Genomic DNA, 17292 nt, shown 5'->3' with positions numbered 1-17292 from the left:
CCCCACTGGAGCACAAGGCTTTGAATAATCAATGGTTTTCCAAGATCGCCGTGTGGATGGTGATCGCCATGGTGCTGTTCACGGTGTTCAAGCAGTTCGATGGCGGCCGCATGGCCACGGCCAATCACGTGGCCTACTCGGACTTCCTGGCCGACGTGCGGAGTGATCGCGTCAAGAGCGTCACCATCCAGGAAGGCCAGGGCGGCACCGACATCGTCGCCATCCTCAACGACGACCGCCGCGTGCGCACGCAGGCCACCTACCTCGACCGCGGGCTGGTGGGCGATTTGATCAACCACAACGTCAAGTTCGACGTCAAGCCGCGCGAGGAAGGCTCGCTGCTGATGACCCTGCTGGTCAGCTGGGGCCCCATGCTGCTGCTGATCGGTGTGTGGGTCTACTTCATGCGCCAGATGCAGGGCGGCGGCAAGGGCGGCGCCTTCAGCTTCGGCAAGTCCAAGGCGCGCATGCTCGACGAGAACAACAACACCGTCACCTTCGCCGACGTGGCCGGCTGCGACGAGGCCAAGGAAGAGGTCAAGGAGGTGGTGGACTTCCTGAAGGACCCGCAGAAGTTCCAGAAGCTGGGCGGGCGCATTCCGCGCGGCCTGCTGCTGGTGGGCCCGCCGGGCACCGGCAAGACGCTGCTGGCCAAGTCCATCGCGGGCGAGGCCAAGGTGCCGTTCTTTTCCATTTCGGGCTCGGACTTCGTCGAGATGTTCGTCGGCGTGGGCGCGGCGCGCGTGCGCGACATGTTCGAGAACGCCAAGAAGAACGCGCCGTGCATCATCTTCGTCGACGAGATCGACGCCGTGGGTCGCCAGCGCGGCGCCGGCCTGGGCGGCGGCAACGACGAGCGCGAGCAGACGCTCAACCAGATGCTGGTGGAGATGGACGGCTTCGAGACCAACCTGGGCGTGATCGTGGTGGCCGCCACCAACCGCCCCGACATCCTGGACTCGGCCCTGCTGCGCCCGGGGCGGTTCGATCGCCAGGTCTACGTCACGCTGCCCGACATCCGCGGGCGCGAGCAGATCCTGAACGTGCACATGCGCAAGATCCCGATCGGGCAGGACGTCAACCCCAGCATCATCGCCCGCGGCACGCCCGGCATGAGCGGGGCCGACCTGGCCAACCTGTGCAACGAGGCGGCGCTGATGGCCGCGCGGCGCAACGCGCGCGTGGTGGAGATGCAGGACTTCGAGAAGGCCAAGGACAAGATTTTCATGGGCCCCGAGCGCAAGAGCATGGTCATGCCCGAGGAAGAGCGGCGCAACACCGCCTACCACGAGAGCGGCCACGCGCTGATCGGCAAGCTGCTGCCCAAGTGCGACCCGGTGTACAAAGTCACCATCATCCCGCGCGGGCGCGCCCTGGGCGTGACCATGAGCCTGCCCGAGACCGACCGCTACGGCTACGACAAGGAGTACATGCTCAACCAGATCAGCATGCTGTTTGGCGGGCGCATCGCCGAGGAGGTGTTCATGGGCCACATGACCACCGGCGCCAGCAACGACTTCGAGCGCGCCACCAACCTGGCACGCGACATGGTCATGAAGTACGGCATGAGCGAGGCCCTGGGTCCCATGGTCTACGCCGAGAACGAGGGCGAGGTGTTCCTGGGCCGCAGCGTGACCAAGACCACCAACATCTCCGAGGAGACCATGCAGAAGGTCGACAAGGAGGTGCGCCGCATCATCGACGAGCAGTACGCCCTGGCGCGCCGCCTGATCGAGGACAACCAGGACAAGATGCACGTCATGGCCAAGGCCCTGCTGGACTGGGAAACCATCGACGGCGAGCAGATCGACGACATCATGGCGGGCCGCGACCCGCGCCCGCCCAAGGACTTCACGCCGCGCACGCCGCCCACCGGCGGGCCCAGCGGGGGCACCCCGGCCGAGGTCAAGCCGGCCGAACCGGCGCCCACGGTGGCTTGAGCGCTTCACCCTTCAACAGCCGGACGCCGTCCGGCTGTTTTTCTTTCCGCCCCCCATGAGCTGCTGGCAGACCACGCGCTTTCCAATCGACTTGGCCGAGCCCCGGGTGATGGGCATCGTCAACGTCACGCCCGATTCGTTCTCGGACGGCGGGCAGCACTTCGGCACCGCCGCCGCGCTGCGCCACTGCGAGCAGTTGCTGAAGGATGGCGCCGACCTGCTGGACATCGGCGGCGAGTCCACCCGCCCCGGCAGCCCGCCGCTGCCGCTGGCCGAGGAGTTGGCGCGCGTGCTGCCGGTGCTGCAAGGGGCGGTGCGCCTGGGCGTGCCGGTGTCGGTGGACACCTACAAGCCCCAGGTGATGCAGGCCGCGCTGGATGCGGGCGTGGACATCGTCAACGACGTGTGGGCGCTGCGCCAGCCGGGCGCGGCCGCCGTGGTGGTGGCGCACGGCCGCTGCGGCGTGTGCCTGATGCACATGCATGGCGATCCGCAAACCATGCAGCTGGCGCCCATGGCGGGCGATGCGGTGCCGCAGGTGCTGCAATTTTTACAGCATGCTGCGCATGACCTGCGCGGGCTGGGGGTCGAAAAGGCTCGCATCGTGCTGGACCCCGGCATCGGCTTCGGCAAGACCGTGGCGCAGAATTTTTCGCTGCTCGCGCGCCAGAGCGAGCTGTTGACGCTGGGCTATCCGCTGCTGGCCGGCTGGTCGCGCAAGTCCTCGCTGGGCGCCGCGCTGCAGGGCGCGGCCGCCGCGCCGCCGCCGCCGGCCGAGCGCGTCGGCGCCAGCGTGGCCGCCGCCCTGCTGGCGGTCGAGCGCGGCGCGCGCATCGTGCGCGTGCACGACGTGCGCGAGACGGTGCAGGCGCTGGCGGTGTGGCGGCACATGCGGTCGGCCGCCGCGCCGCCCTAGTCGCCAAAACCGCGCAGCGGCGCCAGCGGCGGAAACTGCGCCGCGCGCTTGTCCTTCATGGCGCCCACGGCCTCGCGCACGTGCGCATGGCTCCAGATCGCTCCCTGCACCCAGCCCATCTGGCGCAGGCTGTCGTGCGTGGAGTGCTCGCGCGCGTACTCGATGACCTGCTTGCTGCCCCAGATGGCCACCGGCGGCTTGGCGGCGATCTCGCGCGCGCAGGCCATGGCGCCTTCCAGGCAGGCGGCGGGCGAATCGAAAACCTCGTTGACCAGGCCCACCTCGCGCGCGCGGGCGGCGGGCATGCGCCGGCCGGTGTAGGCCAGCTCTTTCACCACGCCCAGCGGCACCAGCTTGGGCAGGCGCTGCAGCGTCCCCACGTCGGCCACCAGGCCGATGTTGATCTCCTGGATGCAGAAGAACGCGTCGGCGCTGGCGTAGCGGATGCAGGCGGCCGTCACCAGGTCCACCGCGCCGCCGATGCAGCCGCCCTGGATGGCGGCAATGACCGGGATGCGCAGCGTCTCCAGCCGGGTGAAGGTGGCCTGCAGCGCGCCGAGCAGCTCGAAGATGGCGGCACGCCCCTCGGGGCTCTGGTCGTCCATCTGGATGCTGCTGCCGAACACCTCCAGCGCCATGCCGGCCGAGAAATGCCGGCCCGTGCTGGAGATGACCAGCGCGCGCGCCTCGTTGCCGCGCTGCAGCGCGTCCAGCACGCCGTCCAGCTCGCGCCAGAACACCGGGTCCATGGTGTTCATGGCCTCGGGGCGGTTCAGCACCAGGTGGGCGATGTGGTCGTGGATGTCGAGCGTGAAGCAGTGCAGGGCAGGGGAGGTCATGGCAAGGGCGCGGGTGGTTGGATGTCGGAGCATTGTCGGGGCTGGCCGCGCCAACCCGCTGCGATGCTCTACGATGCCCGCTGCAACACGCATTCACAAGGAGACAGCATGACGACCGTCCAGGGTTTCGATCCTGCCCGCCTGGCCCGCATCGGGGCGCACTTTGCCGCCTACGTCGACGACGGGCGCCTGCCCGGCTGGCAGGTGCAGGTCAGCCGCCGCGGCGAGGTGGTCTACCGCGCCCAGCAGGGCTGGCGCGACCTGGAGGCGCGGCTGCCGGTCGAGGACGACAGCGTCTTTCGCATCTTCTCCATGACCAAGCCCATCACCTCGGTGGCGGCCATGATGCTGTACGAGCAGGGGCGCTTCGAGCTGACCGACCCCATCGCCAAGTACGTGCCCGCCTTTGCCGACATGCGGGTGCTGGAGGGCGGCACGGCCCTCAAGCCCGCCACCCGGCCGGCCGCCGGGCCCATCCGCGTGCAGCACCTGCTGAACCACACGTCGGGGCTGACCTACGGCTTTCACCACGTCCACGTGCAGGACGAGATGTACCGCAACGCCGGCTACGAATGGGGCGCGCCCAAGGGCCACACGCTGGAGCAGGCGGTGGCCGACTGGGCGCGCCTGCCGCTGCGCTTCGACCCCGGCACGCGCTGGAACTACTCGGTGGCCACCGACGTGCTGGGGCGCCTGGTCGAGGTGGTGTCGGGCCAAAGCCTGGACCAATTCTTTCAGCAGCACATCTTCGACCCGCTGGGCATGAAGGACACCGCGTTCAGGGTACGCGGCGACCTCGGGGACCGCCTGGGCGCGCTGTACGTGCCCGGCAAGGACGGCAAGGCCACGCGCAACGACGCCTTCGGCGACGCCGTGCGCGGCGAGATCACCTTTCTGTCGGGCGGCGGCGGCCTGTTGTCCACCACCGCCGACTACCACCGCTTCACGCAGATGCTGCTGCGCGGCGGCGAGCTGGACGGCGCGCGCCTGCTGGGCAGCCGCACCCTGCGCCACATGACCCGCAACACGCTGCCCGGCGGGCAGGACCTGACCCAGTTCGGCATCCCGCTGTTTGCCGAGGTCAAGTACGACGGCCAGGGCTTCGGCCTGGGCTTTTCGGTGCTGCAGGACCCGGTGGCCGCCGGCACCCTGGGGAGTAGGGGCGAATACGCCTGGGGCGGCGCAGCCAGCACCGCCTTCTGGGTCGATCCGGCCGAGCAGATCACCGCCATCTTCATGACCCAGCTGCTGCCCTCCAGCACCTACCCGATCCGCACGCAGCTGCGGCAGCTGGTTTATTCGGCGCTGGTAGATTGACCAAACAGCGGCAGGCTTTCGCCTGCGGACGGCGCTGGCGTGGCGCTGGCCACGTCGGCCGCATGCGCCAGCGAGCCCACGCGCACGCCCAGCAGGCGCAGGCGGCGGCTCAAATCGACGCGCTTGAGGCACTGGCCCGCCACCTGGCGGATGCGCCGGGCGTCGCTGGTGTATGCGTCGACGGTCTGGTCGCGCGTGGCGATCTTGAAGTCGTCGAAGCGCAGCTTGATGCCGATGGTCTTACCCACGTAGCCCTTGCGCTGCAAATCCGCCGCCACGGCCTCGGCCAGCTCGGTGAAGATGGCGCCCAGCTCGGCGCGGTCGCGCACGGCGTGCAGGTCGCGCTCGAAGGTGGTCTCGCGGCTCATGCTGACGGGTTCGCTCTCGGTCACCACCGGGCGCTCGTCGCGGCCCCAGGCGGCGTCGTGCAGCCAGGCGCCGTGGCTGGGGCCGAAGTGCTCGATCAGCCACGGCGCCTGCCGCGCCGCCAGCTCGCCGATGGTGTGGATGCCGTGCTCCTGCAGGCGCGCGTCGGTCTTGGGGCCGATGCCGTGGATCTTGCGGCAGGGCAGGGGCCAGATCTGCGTTTGCAGGTCGGCCTCGTGCACGATGCTGATGCCACCCGGCTTGTTGAATTCGCTGGCCATCTTGGCCAGCAGCTTGTTGGGCGCCACGCCCACCGAGCAGCTCAGGCCGGTGGCGTCGAGAATGCTTTTTTGCAGCAGCCGCGCCAGCACGCGCCCGCCCTCGCGCTGGCCGCCGGGCACGTGGGTGAAGTCGATGTACACCTCGTCGATGCCGCGGTCTTCCATCACCGGCGCGATGTCCAGGATGACTTGCTTGAAGGCGCGCGAGTACTTGCGGTACTCGGCAAAATCCACCGGCAGCAAAATGGCCTGCGGGCACAGGCGCGCCGCCTTCATCAGCCCCATGGCCGAGCCCACGCCGAACTGCCGCGCCGCGTAGCTGGCGGTGGTGATCACGCCGCGGCCCACGTAGTCCTGCAGCAGTGGAAAGAAATCGACCGGAATGTCGGCCAGATCGGCCGGCGTCCACGCGCGTTCGGGACGCTCGGTGTTCAGGCGCTCAATCAGCTCGTCCTCGCGCCTTCGCGAGCCGCCGATGACCACCGGCAGGCCCTTGAGCTGCGGGTAGCGCAGCCACTCCACGGAGGCGTAGAACGCATCCATGTCGAGGTGGGCGATGCGGCGAATCACGGGCAGGATTGTCGCCCAGCCCAATCAAGAGGCCGCGGAGCAGGCCGTGCCAGCGAACGCCGTGGCCGGACCCGCGCCGGCCAGGGGCGTTGTCCCCCTGGGGGGCAGGCGCGAAGCGACGCAGGGGGTTACTGTTTCGCGGGGAGCACCGTGCCGACGCATTCGCCAAAGCCGATGCGGGGCGCGCCGGGCTTCTCGCACCAGCCGCGCAGGATGATGGCGTCGCCGTCCTCCACCCAGGTGCGCACCTCGCCGTTGGGCAGGTGGATCGGGTTCTTGCCGCCCGCCGTCAGCTCGATCAGCGCGCAGGCCGAGTCCAGCGTGGGCCCCGACAGCGTGCCGGTACCCAGCAGGTCGCCCGGCTGCAGGTTGCAGCCGTTCACCGTGTGGTGCGTCAGCATCTGCGCGGCGGACCAGTAGGCGTGGCGGTAATTGGTCAGCGCCAGGCGCACCGGCGCGCTCTGGGCCTGGCGCATGCGGCGGGTTTCGATCAGGGCCTCCAGCTGGATGTCGAAGCCGCCCGCCGCGCTGTGGCCGCTGCTGGCCAGGTAAGGCAGGGGCTGCGGGTCGTCCGCCGGGCGGGTGAAGGGCACGCGGTACGGCGCCAGCGCCTCCATCGTCACCACCCAGGGCGAGACGGTGGTGGCGAAGTTCTTGGACAAAAAAGGCCCCAGTGGCTGGTATTCCCAGGCCTGGATGTCGCGCGCCGACCAGTCGTTGAGCAGGGCCAGGCCGAAGATGTGCGACTCGGCCTCGTCCAGCGCCACCGGCTCGCCCAGCGCGTTGCCGGGACCGACGTACACGGCCATCTCCAGCTCGATGTCCAGCCGCGCGCAGGGCGCCAGCCGCGGCGCGTCGGCGTCGGGCGGCTTGACCTGCCCGCGCGGACGCTGAAACGCCTGGCCCGACACGCCGATGGACGAGGCGCGCCCGTGGTAGCCGATGGGAATCCACTTGTAGTTGGGCATCAGCGGGTTGTCGGGGCGAAACAGCCGGCCGATGTTGGTGGCGTGGTGCACCGAGGTGTAGAAGTCGGTGTAGTCGCCGATGCGGCAGGGCAGGGTGTATTCGGCCTGCGCCTGCGGCACCAGGCAGGACTGCAGCGCGGCCTGCTGGCTGGACCCGGCCTGCAATGCATTCGATAGCGCCTGGCGCAGGATGGATGCCGACTGGGGCCCCATTTGCATCAGATCGTTGAGGCTGGCCTGCGCCGCCGCCCGGGCCGGCGCCAGCGCGGCGCCGGTGAACACGCCGGCCGCCACGGCCGCGGCCATATCCACGATCTGGTCGCCGATGGCCACGCCGCCGCGCCAGTTTTCACTGGAGCCCTGGCGGCGGAAGATGCCGTGCGGCAGGTTCTGGATCGGGAAGTCGGTGTTGCCGTCGTTGGCGGACGGCACCCAGCTGGTCCGTTGCGGGTCGTGCGTGGCGTTGAGGGCGGGCATGGCTTGTCTCGTGGGGTTGAAATGCAGCAGGCGAGCATAGCGGCAATGGCCATGCCCGAGGTCAGGGCGGGTTGTTTGCGCGCCAGGGGGCAAAGCGTTCGTCGGCCTGGTTGAGCCAGGGCAAGGCGTGGCTGGCGGTCAGCCAGGCGATGCCGAAGGCGGTCAGCGCCGCAGTTTCGCCGTACAGCACCAGGCGCGGCACGGCCTGCAGCCAGGCGTTGCCCAGCAGCCCGTTGAGCGCCAGCACGGCCATCGACAGCACGATGGCCGCCCCGCACAGCGCATACAGCCGCGCACGGCGCAGGGCGCGGGTGTGGCGCTTGGCGCGGGCGCGGCGCCAGAAGATCAGGCAGAACCACGCCAGGATCAGGAACATGACGGAGGCCGCGAGCCCATGCATCCACGGCAGCGGCACGGCGTAGCGCCCGCAGGTGCACGGAAACAGCGCCACGCCCAGGCCGGCCGCGGCCGCCCCCTTGCTCAGGATCATCTCGGTGCGCGAGAGCCCGTTGTAGGCCAGCAGCAGGGCCGCGATGGCGAACAAGAAGCCGACGAACACGCTTTGCGCCGCGCCGCCCTCGTGGTAGCTGGCGCTGATGGAGGCGATGGGCGCGGGCGACAGGGCGATGGTGAGCGGCGCCAGGCCGAGCGCCACGCCGCCGACGATCAGCTTGATCGTGCGGTGGTCGATCTCGGGGCGGTTGCCAAAGTGCGCCATGAGCGTGCTGCGTGCGGGCAGGCAGGGCTGCATTGTGCGCGTGCGGGGCCCGGTGGGCGAGCCGGGCTGCATGAATGCGGGTTAACCCGTGACAAACCGATCCATGCATGCGATAATCGAAGGCTCGCGCAAGAACGCATGCTTTTTGCGCAGATTGGTAAAGACCGCATCTTCCTTCTCGCTCTTGGCCGCCTGATTTCTGGGCTGGCTTGCACGAACCAAGGCCCTTGCGCGCTTCGCGCGTCGGCGGGTTCCTCAAAGGCTGAGATCACCCGCGGGTGATTCCCGGCAACGCTGTCGGATGGTGGGTGTCGATTCATGAACCCCGGCGCGCACATGTGCGCGCCACCCACCGACAAGCACGGGCTGCGCCGTGCCTGCAAGAAAGTCATCACCATGACCTCATTTGAGGAAGGCAGTGCCATGGCGCTGGATACCGCCCTGCCCGAAGCCGTCCAGGCCACGGCCGCCCCCAACCCCTTTGCCGAGCTGGGCCTGGCGCCCGAGCTGTTGGCCGCCATTGCCGACCTGGGCTACAGCGAGCCCACGCCGGTGCAGCAGCGTGCCATTCCGCTGGCGCTGTCCCAGGGTGCCGACAACGTCAACGACCTGATGGTCAGTAGCCAGACCGGCAGCGGCAAAACCGCCGCCTTTCTGCTGCCGGTGCTGCACACCCTGCTGACCATGCAGCGCGAGGCCGCCGCGCGCGAAAAGGCCGACTGGGACGCCAAGGTGGCCCAGGCCCTGGCCAAGGGCGAGCCCGCGCCCAAAAAGCCGCGCCGCCACAACCCGACCGACCCGCGCCGCTTCAAGCCCGCCGTGCCCGGCGCGCTGGTGCTGGCGCCCACGCGCGAGCTGGCGCAGCAGGTGGCGCGCGACGCCATCGACCTGGTGCGCCATTGCCGCAACCTGCGCATCGCCACCGTGGTGGGCGGCATGCCCTACCGCGAGCAGATCGCGCAACTGCAAAACGCCGCGCTGGTGGTGGCCACGCCCGGCCGCCTGCTGGACCTGGCCAGCAACGGCCAGATCGTGCTGGACCAGGTGCGCTTTCTGGTGGTGGACGAGGCCGACCGCATGCTGGACTTGGGCTTTGCCGACGCGCTGGCCGAAATCCATTTGCTGACGGCGCAGCGCCAGCAGACCATGATGTTCAGCGCCACCTTCGCGCCGCCCATCCAGCAGCTGGCCCTGCGCGTGATGCACGAGGGCGGCGCGCGCGTGCAGCGCCTGCAGATCGACACCCCGCAGCAAAGCCACGCCAACATCCGCCAGGAGCTGTACTGGGCCGACAGCCCCGAGCACAAGCGCCGCCTGCTGGACTACTGGCTGCGCGACCCCGGCATCGACCAGGCCATCGTGTTTGCCTGCACGCAGATCGAGTGCGACGAGCTGGCGGCCGACCTGCAGCAGGCCGGCTTTGCCGCCGTGGCGCTGCACGGCGCACTCAGCCAGACGCTGCGCAACCGCCGCCTGCGCGCGCTGCGCGAAGGCCAGGTGCAAATTCTGGTGGCCACCGATGTGGCCGCGCGCGGCATCGACGTGCCCACCATCACCCACGTGATCAACCACGGCCTGCCCATGAAGGCCGAGGACTACACCCACCGCATCGGCCGTACCGGCCGCGCCGGACGCGACGGCCTGGCGGTGACGCTGGCCGAAATTCGCGATCGCCGCCGCCTGGCCGACATCGAGGCGCACACGCGGCAGCCCTTCAAGCCGAAGCTGATCGACGGGCTGGAGCCCACGCGCTTTTTCCCACCCATCGCGCAGGCCGCGCCCGCACGCAAGGGCGGCGCGGCGCGCCGCGGCAACGGCCCGCGCCACGGCGCTGGTGGCAAGCCGGGGTTCAAGGCCAAACAGGGCTTTGGCCCGCGCAGGGAAAGCGCCGACAGCTACAAAAAGAGTGGCAAACCGGCACCGCGTTCGCACGCTGGCCGCAGCGCCGCACCGCGCGGCAAGGCCTACAGCCCGGCGCGCTGAAGCGCCTCAGGCCAGGATCCGTCCGGGGTTCATGATGCCCTGCGGATCGAGCGCGCCCTTGATGGCGCGCATCAGATCCAGCGCCACCTTCGACTTGTAGCGCGGCAGCTTGGCCGCCTTCAGGCTGCCCACGCCGTGCTCGGCGCTGATCGAGCCGGCGTGCCGCGCCACGCTGTCGAACACCAGGGTGTTGATGCGGTCTTCCTCGTCGCGCAGGAAGGCCTTGGCGTCGCCGCCCTCCGGCGCTTGCACGTTGTAGTGCAGGTTGCCATCGCCCAGGTGGCCGAAGTTGACCAGGCGCACGCCGGCGATCTCGCGCGCCAGCAGGGCGTCGGTTTCCTCGACGAAGGCGGGGATGCGCGCGATCGGGATGCTGATGTCGTGCTTGATGTTCAGCCCCTCCTCGGCCTGAGCCAGCGGAATGCTCTCGCGGATGTGCCACAGGCCCTGGGCCTGCGCCAGGCTCTCGGCCACCACGGCATCGCTGGCGCAGCCGGCCTCCAGGGCCGCTTCGAGCAGGTGCTCGAACAGGGCGCGCGCGTGCGCCTCGCTCTCGTGGTCGGAGTTTTCCAATAAAACGCAGTACGGCGCGTCGCGCCACAGCGGCACGCGCAGCTGCGGGTAGTGCTTGTCCACCAGGCCCAGGGCAAACTGGCCCATCACCTCGAAGCCCGTCAGGCCCGCGCCCAGGTGCCGGTGCGCCAGGCCCAGCAGATCCACCGCGGCTTGCATCGAAGGCACGGCGGCCCAGGCCGTCAGGCGCGCGGCGGGGCGCGGGTACAGCTTCAGGGTGGCGGCGGTGATCACGCCCAGCGTGCCCTCGCTGCCGATGAACAGATCGCGCAGGTCGTAGCCGGTGTTGTCCTTGCGCAGGCCGGTCAAGCCGTCCCAGATCTCGCCCTGCGGTGTGACCACTTCCAGGCCCAGGCACAGCTCGCGCGTGTTGCCGTAGCGCACCACGGCCGTGCCGCCGGCGTTGGTGCCCAGGTTGCCGCCGATGGTGCAGCTGCCCTCGGCTGCCAGGCTGAGCGGAAACAGAAAGCCCGCGCCCTCGGCGGCGGCCTGCAGGTTCTGCAGGATGCAGCCGGCCTCCACCGTCATGGTCAGGTTGGCGTCGTCGATGGCGCGCACCGCGTCCAGGCGCCGCAGGCTCAGCACCACCTGGCGGCCGCTGCCGTCGGGCACCGAGCCCACCGACAGCCCCGTGTTGCCGCCCTGCGGCACGATGGCCACGCCCTGCGCGGCGCAGGCGCGTACCACGGCGGCCACCTCGGCCGTGCTGCCCGGGCGCACCACGGCCAGCGCCTTGCCGTACTCGCGGCGGCGCCAGTCCTGCTCGTAGGCGGCGAGGTCGCCCTCGGTCAGCACGTGGGCGGCGCCCACGGCCTGGCGCAGGGTGTCGAGAAGGGAAGAGGGGAAGGTCATGGCAATTAGCTATCGAATAAAGAGCTGATGGCGCTTGTCCATCAAGCCTTGAAGGCCAAAATCATTCGGAACGGGTTGCGGCGCCGGCTTGCTGCCGCGCCTGCCTCTGGCGCAACCGCACGTGCGCCGCGCAGGCGGCAAACAGCAGCAGCACCAGCACCACCTGCAGCCCGGCCAGCCACGAGGACGGCGCGCGGTCGCCCGCCGCGCGTACCACGCCTTCGGTGAAGTACAGCCACACCAGCAGCGACAGCCAGCGGTAGGTGTGCATGCGGTAGCGCGCCAGGCCGGGCAGGGCGGCGGCCAGCGGCAGCACCTTCAGCGCCCACCACGAGCCGCCCGGGCGCAGCGGGGCCAGCCACAGCTCCCAGGCCAGGCCCAGGGCGATCAGCGCCAGCGTGGCGGCCAGGGCCAGGGCGCGGGTGCGGCGGGCGGCGGACGAGGGGGGAGCGGCAGGAGCCGCGAGCGAGGCGGTGGCGGAAGCGGACATCGGCAATGGCATCATACCCAGCATGCTGGGATCAAGACTTGGCGCGCGCCTGCGGCGCGCGGCGGCGCAGGTGGCGGATTTTCCGCTCTACCCCACGCTGCTCACGCTGTGGCAGCGCCTGCTGCAGGACCGCCTGGGGCTGACGGCCAGCTCGCTCACCTTCACCACCGTGCTGGCGCTGGTGCCGTTCTTTGCCGTCGCGCTGTCGGTGTTCACCGCCTTTCCGGCCTTCGCCCACCTGCAAGGCGCGCTGCAGCAGTGGCTGGAGGGCAGCCTGATCCCGCCCGGCATCGCCGCCAACGTCACCGGCTACCTGGCGCAGTTTGCCGGCAAGGCCAGCCAGCTGGGGGCGGCGGGCTTCGCCGGCCTGGTGGTCACCGCCGTGTCGCTGCTGCTGACCATCGACAAGACCTTCAACCAGATCTGGCGCGCCAGCAGCCGGCGGCCGCTGGGCCAGCGCGTGCTGGTGTACTGGGCCGCGCTCACGCTGGGCCCGCTGGTGCTGGCCGCCAGCCTGGCCATCACCTCCTACGTGGTCACGGCCGCGCGCGGCTGGCTGCCGCATCTGCCGGGCGGGGTGGGTTTTGCGCTGGCCGCGCTGCAGTTCCTGTTGACCACCGGCGCCTTCACCCTGCTGTACCGCTACGTGCCCAACACGCCGGTGCGCTGGCCGCATGCCGCCGTGGGCGCGCTGTTCGTCACCGTGTGCCTGGGCCTGGCGCGGCAGGCGCTGGGCTGGTACCTGACGAGCGTGCCGACCTACTCGGTCATCTACGGCACCTTCGCCACCCTGCCCATCCTGCTGCTGTGGATCGACCTGGGCTGGCTGATCGTGCTGTGGGGCGCGGTGATCGCCGCCTACCTGCCCAGCCTGCTGGGCGGCCCGGTGCGGCGCGCCAGCGGGCCGGGCTGGGAGTTTCAGCTGGCCTGCGAGGCGCTGCGGGCGCTGGCGCAGGCGCGCGGCGCGGCCGAGGGCGGGCTGACGCAGCCCGAGCTGGCGCGGCGCCTGCAGGTCGATCCGCTGGCGCTGCGCCCGGTGCTGGACGCGCTGCAGGCGCTGGACTGGACGGGCCCGCTGGCCACGTCCACGGAAAACCAGTTGCCCCGCCACGTGCTGCTGGTGGAGCCGGCCCGCACGCCGCTGGCACCCTTGCTCGATCGACTGCTGCTGGCGCCCGATCCGCGGCTGGCCGCGGGGTGGCGGGACAAGCCCCTGGAGGGGTTGATGCTGGCGGATGTGGTGGGCGGGTGAACCCCTGGATCGGGAACACCTCCAGGCTGTTCACCGACGGGCAAGCTTTGGCTCGGCTGTGGCGTCAAGCCTGAACCTTGTCACCGCAAGCGCCACACCCCCCGCAAGGCCGATAGCGCGGCCACGGTGGCGGGGTCGTGCTCGGCGGCGCGGGGATGGATGAAGGACAGTTGCGCGCCCACGCGCGCGTGCGGCCACACCACCAGCTCGCCTTGTTCGCTGGCGGGCAGGGCAAGCTCCTCGCGCAGCAGGGCCAGGCCCACGCCGGCGCGCACCATGCCCAGGGGCGATGCGCCGCCGTCCACCTCCACCACCTGGCGGTGCACCAGGCCCTGGCGGGCAAACAGGTCCTTGAGCAGTGTTTGCACATGGTGCTGCGCGGGCGCGCCGATCCAGGGCAGGTCGGCCAGGTCGCGCCAGCCGGCGCGCAGTACCCGCTGGCGCATGGCGGCCGGCGCCACCACCCGGTAGTGCTGGGTTTGCAGCGCCAGGCCCGCGGCCTCGCGCGGGATGTGCGGGCCGATGTAGAACGCGCCGTGCAGCGCGCCGGCGCCGATCTGCTCGCGCAGCTCTTCAGCCAGGCCGGCGCGGGTGCGAATCTCCAGCAGCGGCAGCGCCTTGACGATGGCCGCCAGCAGCGAGCCCAGGCGCAGCGCGTCGGGGTCGGCCACGGTGCCCAGCACGAACTGGCCGGTGACTTCGCCCTGCAGCTCGCGCGCCTTGCCCAGCAGGACGCTGGCGCTGTCCAGCAGCAGCTCGGCCTGCGGCAGCAGCGCCTCGCCCGCGCGGGTGACGCTGATGCGCCCCGGGCGGCGGTCGAACAGGGCCACGCCCAGCTCTTCCTCCAGCGCCTTGATCTGCGCGGTGACCGCCGGTTGCGTGACGTGCAGCACCTCGGCCGCGCGCGTGATGCTGCCCAGCTTGGCCACGGTGACAAAGGCGCGAACCTGGTAGATTTCCATGCGCCCGACGGTAACCGCTCAATGGCTGAGATAACGCAGCTGCGTGGGCTCGATGCCCAGGCGAACGTGCGAGCCCGGCTCGAACATCACGATGCCGGCGTAGTGCGGCTGGTCGCTGATGAGGGCCACCTCGCCCACCCGCACGCGGTAGCGCGAGAACTCGCCCAGGAACTCGGCGCTTTCCACCTGCCCGTCGAGCCACACGCGCGAGGCGTCGCCTTGTTCGTCGCGCACCGCGATGTGCACCTGGTGCGGGCGAAAGGCCAGCGCCGCCGGGCCCAGGATGGGCGGCTCCACCGGCGCGGGCAGCGTTAGGCGGCCCAGGCCCTGGGCGTTGAAGGTGAGCGTTTCGCCGTCCAGCGCGGCCACCGTGCCTTCGAGCAGGTTGGCGGTGCCGACAAAGCCTGCGACGAAGCGGTTTTGCGGGTAGTCGTACAGGCCGGCGGCCGAGCCCACCTGCTGCAGGATGCCTTTGTCCAGCACGGCCATGCGGTCGGCGGTGGTCATGGCTTCTTCCTGGTCGTGGGTGACGAAGACGGTGGTCAGGCCCAGGGTGCGCTGCAGGTTCTTCAGCTCCTCGCGCATCTGCACGCGCAGCTTTTTGTCCAGGTTGGACAAGGGTTCGTCCAGCAGCAGCAGCTTGGGCTCGATCACGATGGTGCGCGCCAGCGCCACGCGCTGCTGCTGCCCGCCGGACAATTGCCCGGGGCGGCGCTGGGCATAGTCCTGCAGGCCCACAAGCTCCAGCGCGGCACCCACCTTGCGGCGGATGGCGTCCCGGCTTTCGCGCCGCTCCACCAGGCCGAAGGCCACGTTGTCCCATACCGTCATGTGCGGCCACAGGGCGTAGTTCTGGAACACCATGCCCACGTTGCGCTGGTGCGGGGGCACGCCGGAGATGTCCTGCCCGTCGATCAGCAGCTCGCCGCTTTGATGGTGGTTGAAGCCCGCGATCAGGCGCAAAAGCGTGGACTTGCCCGAGCCGGAGGGGCCCAGCAGGGCGAAGAACTCGCCCGGTTCGATCTTGAGGTTGACGTCGCGCAGCACCGGCGTGGCGCCATAGGCCAGGCTGATGTGCCGGCATTCGAGGGAGGCTTTGCTGCTCATCGTTCAAGCCTTGTTGGTTGAAGCCACCGTGGCGCGCGAGCGCTCCACGAAGCGGTGTGAAAAATAGGTGCCCAGCGCCACCACGATGACGGCCAGCACGGCCAGCGCCGCGCCCGGTCCGCGCCCGGCAATGCTCTGCATGTAGAGGTAGATGCCCAGGCTCATGGGTGCCTGGCTTTCGGTGGACACCAGCACCAGCGTGGCCGACAGCTCCACCGCCGCGGTGATGAAGCTGGTGACGAAGCCGGCCAGGATGCCGCCGGCCATCAGCGGCACCATCACGCGGCGGATGGTGGACAGGCGCGAGGCGCCCAGGCTCTGCGCCGCTTCCTCCAGCGACACATGCACCTGCTGCAGCGCCGCCATGCACGAGCGCAGGGCGTAGGGCAGGCGCCGCACGGCATAGGCCAGCATGATGAGCACCCAGGTCTGCACCACCAGCGTGTCGCTGCCCGGAAGCTGGACGCCCTTGAACAGGCGCAGGTAGCCGATGGCCAGCACCAGGCCCGGAATGGCCAGCGCCGCCGAGGCCAGGTGGTCCAGCCACTGGCGCGCCGGCAGCCGCGTGCGCAGGATCAGGTAGGCAATGGCGGTGCCGATCACCACGTCCAGCCCGGCGGCCAGCACGCAGTACAGCAAGGTGTTGCCGATCATGCCCTTGGCGTCGCTGAACACGGTGGCGTAGTGCTCCAGGGTGTAGGCGTCGGGCAGTGCCGAAAAGCTCCACACCTGGGCAAAGGACATCAGCAGGATGCCGAGGTGCGGCGCCAGCACGATCAGCAGCACGGCCACGATCCAGCCGTAGGCCAGCACCGACTCCCACTGGCCCAGGCGCCGCTTTTGCAGCGCGCCGCCGCCTTTTTGCAGCGTGGCGTAGTCGCGGCCCTTCATCACCCGCGCGGCCAGCCACAGCGCCAGGATGGAAAAGCCGATCATGATCACGCTGATGACGTAGCCCAGCGGGTCGTCCACCCCTACCGAGGTGATGCGCAGGTAGGCCTGCGGCGCCAGCATGTTGGTGATGCCCATCACCAGCGGCGTGCCCAGGTCGTCGAACACCTTGACGAACACCAGCGCCGCGCCGGCCAGGTAGCCCGGCATGGCCAGCGGAAAGATCACGCGCCTGAAAAGGCGCCAGCCGCGCGCGCCCAGGTTGAGCGCCGACTCTTCCATCGCGCCGTCGATGTTGCGCATGGACGCCACGAGGTTCAGCAGGATGAAGGGGAAGTAGTGGATGCTCTCGACGAAGGTCACGCCCACCAGCCCGTCCATGATGGGGATGGTGAAACCCAGCCAATCGTCCAGCAGCAGGTTGACCGAGCCGTTCTTGCCGAAGATGAGTTGCAGCGCCACCGCGCCGACGAAGGGCGGCATGATGAGCGGCAGCACGCCCAGGGTCTGGATGGCCAGCGCGCCGCGGAACTCGAAGCGCACCGTGAGGTAGGCCAGCGGCACCGCGATCACGCTGGCAAAGAAGGTGCTGGCCAGCGCCACCCACAGGCTGTTGAAGAACGATTCGCGGAAAACACTCTGGTTGAAGAAGTTGCCGAAGTGGCCCAGGGTGAGTGCGCCGGTCTCGGTGACGAAGGCGGTGTAGATCACCGTGCCGACGGGCAACAGCAGAAAGACCAGCAGGAAGGCCAGGATCAGGCCGAAGGCGATCCACGGCCCCATGCGGGAC

Annotated in this window: 14 protein-coding genes; 5 read left to right on the top strand and 9 right to left on the bottom strand. The window is 69.9% G+C overall.

Annotated features, from left to right (window positions below; translation table 11 throughout):
- Positions 1-20: 20 nt before the first annotated feature.
- Positions 21-1940 carry an ATP-dependent metallopeptidase FtsH/Yme1/Tma family protein gene (locus tag H6927_15435; protein ID MCP5219484.1) on the top strand — a complete coding sequence of 640 codons (1920 nt, stop codon included), beginning with the start codon at positions 21-23 and terminating at the stop codon, positions 1938-1940.
- Positions 1941-1995: 55 nt separating this feature from the next.
- Complete coding sequence (folP, locus tag H6927_15430; protein MCP5219483.1) at positions 1996-2856, top strand: dihydropteroate synthase; 861 nt, start codon at positions 1996-1998, stop codon at positions 2854-2856.
- Here the strand turns inward: folP and H6927_15425 are convergent.
- Positions 2853-3695 (bottom strand): enoyl-CoA hydratase/isomerase family protein, encoded by an 843-nt coding sequence (locus tag H6927_15425; GenBank protein MCP5219482.1) that lies wholly within the window; start codon positions 3693-3695, stop codon positions 2853-2855. The two genes, folP and H6927_15425, sit on opposite strands and share 4 nt — an antisense overlap.
- 108 nt (positions 3696-3803) lie before the next feature.
- Between H6927_15425 and H6927_15420 the strand changes: the two genes are divergently transcribed.
- The gene (locus H6927_15420) at positions 3804-5012 is read left to right on the top strand and encodes a beta-lactamase family protein (protein MCP5219481.1); all 1209 of its coding nucleotides are present in this window, start codon (positions 3804-3806) and stop codon (positions 5010-5012) included.
- Here the strand turns inward: H6927_15420 and H6927_15415 are convergent.
- The 3 genes from H6927_15415 to H6927_15405 form a co-directional block, all read right to left on the bottom strand.
- Positions 4991-6202: a DNA polymerase IV gene (locus H6927_15415; protein MCP5219480.1), complete on the bottom strand. Its 1212-nt coding sequence runs from the start codon at positions 6200-6202 to the stop codon at positions 4991-4993. The two genes, H6927_15420 and H6927_15415, sit on opposite strands and share 22 nt — an antisense overlap.
- A 155-nt stretch (positions 6203-6357) precedes the next feature.
- Positions 6358-7674 carry a fumarylacetoacetase gene (gene fahA / locus H6927_15410; GenBank protein ID MCP5219479.1) on the bottom strand — a complete coding sequence of 439 codons (1317 nt, stop codon included), beginning with the start codon at positions 7672-7674 and terminating at the stop codon, positions 6358-6360.
- Positions 7675-7735: 61 nt separating this feature from the next.
- Entirely contained in the window at positions 7736-8392 is a 657-nt protein-coding gene (locus H6927_15405; GenBank protein ID MCP5219478.1) for a hypothetical protein, read from the bottom strand.
- Between the two features lie 396 nt (positions 8393-8788).
- On the opposite strand from H6927_15405, the gene H6927_15400 reads away from it, so the two are divergent.
- On the top strand, positions 8789-10375 hold the full coding sequence (locus H6927_15400) for a DEAD/DEAH box helicase (GenBank protein MCP5219477.1): 1587 nt from the start codon (positions 8789-8791) through the stop codon (positions 10373-10375).
- A 6-nt stretch (positions 10376-10381) separates the two neighbouring features.
- Here the strand turns inward: H6927_15400 and H6927_15395 are convergent, their stop codons facing one another.
- Positions 10382-11800: an FAD-binding oxidoreductase gene (locus tag H6927_15395; GenBank protein MCP5219476.1), complete on the bottom strand. Its 1419-nt coding sequence runs from the start codon at positions 11798-11800 to the stop codon at positions 10382-10384.
- Between the two features lie 61 nt (positions 11801-11861).
- Positions 11862-12305: a DUF2069 domain-containing protein gene (locus H6927_15390; protein MCP5219475.1), complete on the bottom strand. Its 444-nt coding sequence runs from the start codon at positions 12303-12305 to the stop codon at positions 11862-11864.
- 7 nt (positions 12306-12312) lie between these two features.
- Between H6927_15390 and H6927_15385 the strand changes: the two genes are divergently transcribed.
- Entirely contained in the window at positions 12313-13542 is a 1230-nt protein-coding gene (locus H6927_15385; GenBank protein ID MCP5219474.1) for a YihY family inner membrane protein, read from the top strand.
- A gap of 80 nt (positions 13543-13622) precedes the next feature.
- Here the strand turns inward: H6927_15385 and H6927_15380 are convergent, their stop codons facing one another.
- From H6927_15380 to H6927_15370, 3 genes are read right to left on the bottom strand one after another with little or no spacing between them, the layout of a single operon-like run.
- Positions 13623-14504 carry a LysR family transcriptional regulator gene (locus tag H6927_15380; GenBank protein ID MCP5219473.1) on the bottom strand — a complete coding sequence of 294 codons (882 nt, stop codon included), beginning with the start codon at positions 14502-14504 and terminating at the stop codon, positions 13623-13625.
- A gap of 18 nt (positions 14505-14522) precedes the next feature.
- The gene (locus H6927_15375; protein MCP5219472.1) at positions 14523-15611 is read right to left on the bottom strand and encodes an ABC transporter ATP-binding protein; all 1089 of its coding nucleotides are present in this window, start codon (positions 15609-15611) and stop codon (positions 14523-14525) included.
- Positions 15612-15614: 3 nt separating this feature from the next.
- Positions 15615-17285 (bottom strand): iron ABC transporter permease, encoded by a 1671-nt coding sequence (locus H6927_15370; GenBank protein MCP5219471.1) that lies wholly within the window; start codon positions 17283-17285, stop codon positions 15615-15617.
- Between the last annotated feature and the right edge of the window lie 7 nt (positions 17286-17292).

The sequence above is a fragment of the Burkholderiaceae bacterium genome (assembly GCA_024235995.1).
In the GTDB taxonomy this organism is placed as follows: Bacteria; Pseudomonadota; Gammaproteobacteria; order Burkholderiales; family Burkholderiaceae_C; genus Ottowia.
The sequence above is the reverse complement of the archived record's forward strand: the minus strand, read 5'-3'. Positions and strand labels throughout refer to the sequence as shown.

Excerpts from the sequence above, each read along its gene's own strand:
- folP (MCP5219483.1), top strand. The coding sequence starts at position 1,996 with ATGAGCTGCTGGCAGACCACGCGCTTTCCAATCGACTTGGCCGAGCCC.
- H6927_15425 (MCP5219482.1), bottom strand. The coding sequence starts at position 3,695 with ATGACCTCCCCTGCCCTGCACTGCTTCACGCTCGACATCCACGACCAC.
- H6927_15420 (MCP5219481.1), top strand. The coding sequence starts at position 3,804 with ATGACGACCGTCCAGGGTTTCGATCCTGCCCGCCTGGCCCGCATCGGG.
- H6927_15415 (MCP5219480.1), bottom strand. The coding sequence starts at position 6,202 with ATGGATGCGTTCTACGCCTCCGTGGAGTGGCTGCGCTACCCGCAGCTC.
- fahA (MCP5219479.1), bottom strand. The coding sequence starts at position 7,674 with ATGCCCGCCCTCAACGCCACGCACGACCCGCAACGGACCAGCTGGGTG.
- H6927_15405 (MCP5219478.1), bottom strand. The coding sequence starts at position 8,392 with ATGGCGCACTTTGGCAACCGCCCCGAGATCGACCACCGCACGATCAAG.
- H6927_15400 (MCP5219477.1), top strand. The coding sequence starts at position 8,789 with ATGACCTCATTTGAGGAAGGCAGTGCCATGGCGCTGGATACCGCCCTG.
- H6927_15395 (MCP5219476.1), bottom strand. The coding sequence starts at position 11,800 with ATGACCTTCCCCTCTTCCCTTCTCGACACCCTGCGCCAGGCCGTGGGC.
- H6927_15390 (MCP5219475.1), bottom strand. The coding sequence starts at position 12,305 with ATGATGCCATTGCCGATGTCCGCTTCCGCCACCGCCTCGCTCGCGGCT.
- H6927_15385 (MCP5219474.1), top strand. The coding sequence starts at position 12,313 with ATGCTGGGATCAAGACTTGGCGCGCGCCTGCGGCGCGCGGCGGCGCAG.
- H6927_15380 (MCP5219473.1), bottom strand. The coding sequence starts at position 14,504 with ATGGAAATCTACCAGGTTCGCGCCTTTGTCACCGTGGCCAAGCTGGGC.
- H6927_15375 (MCP5219472.1), bottom strand. The coding sequence starts at position 15,611 with ATGAGCAGCAAAGCCTCCCTCGAATGCCGGCACATCAGCCTGGCCTAT.
- H6927_15370 (MCP5219471.1), bottom strand. The coding sequence starts at position 17,285 with ATGGGGCCGTGGATCGCCTTCGGCCTGATCCTGGCCTTCCTGCTGGTC.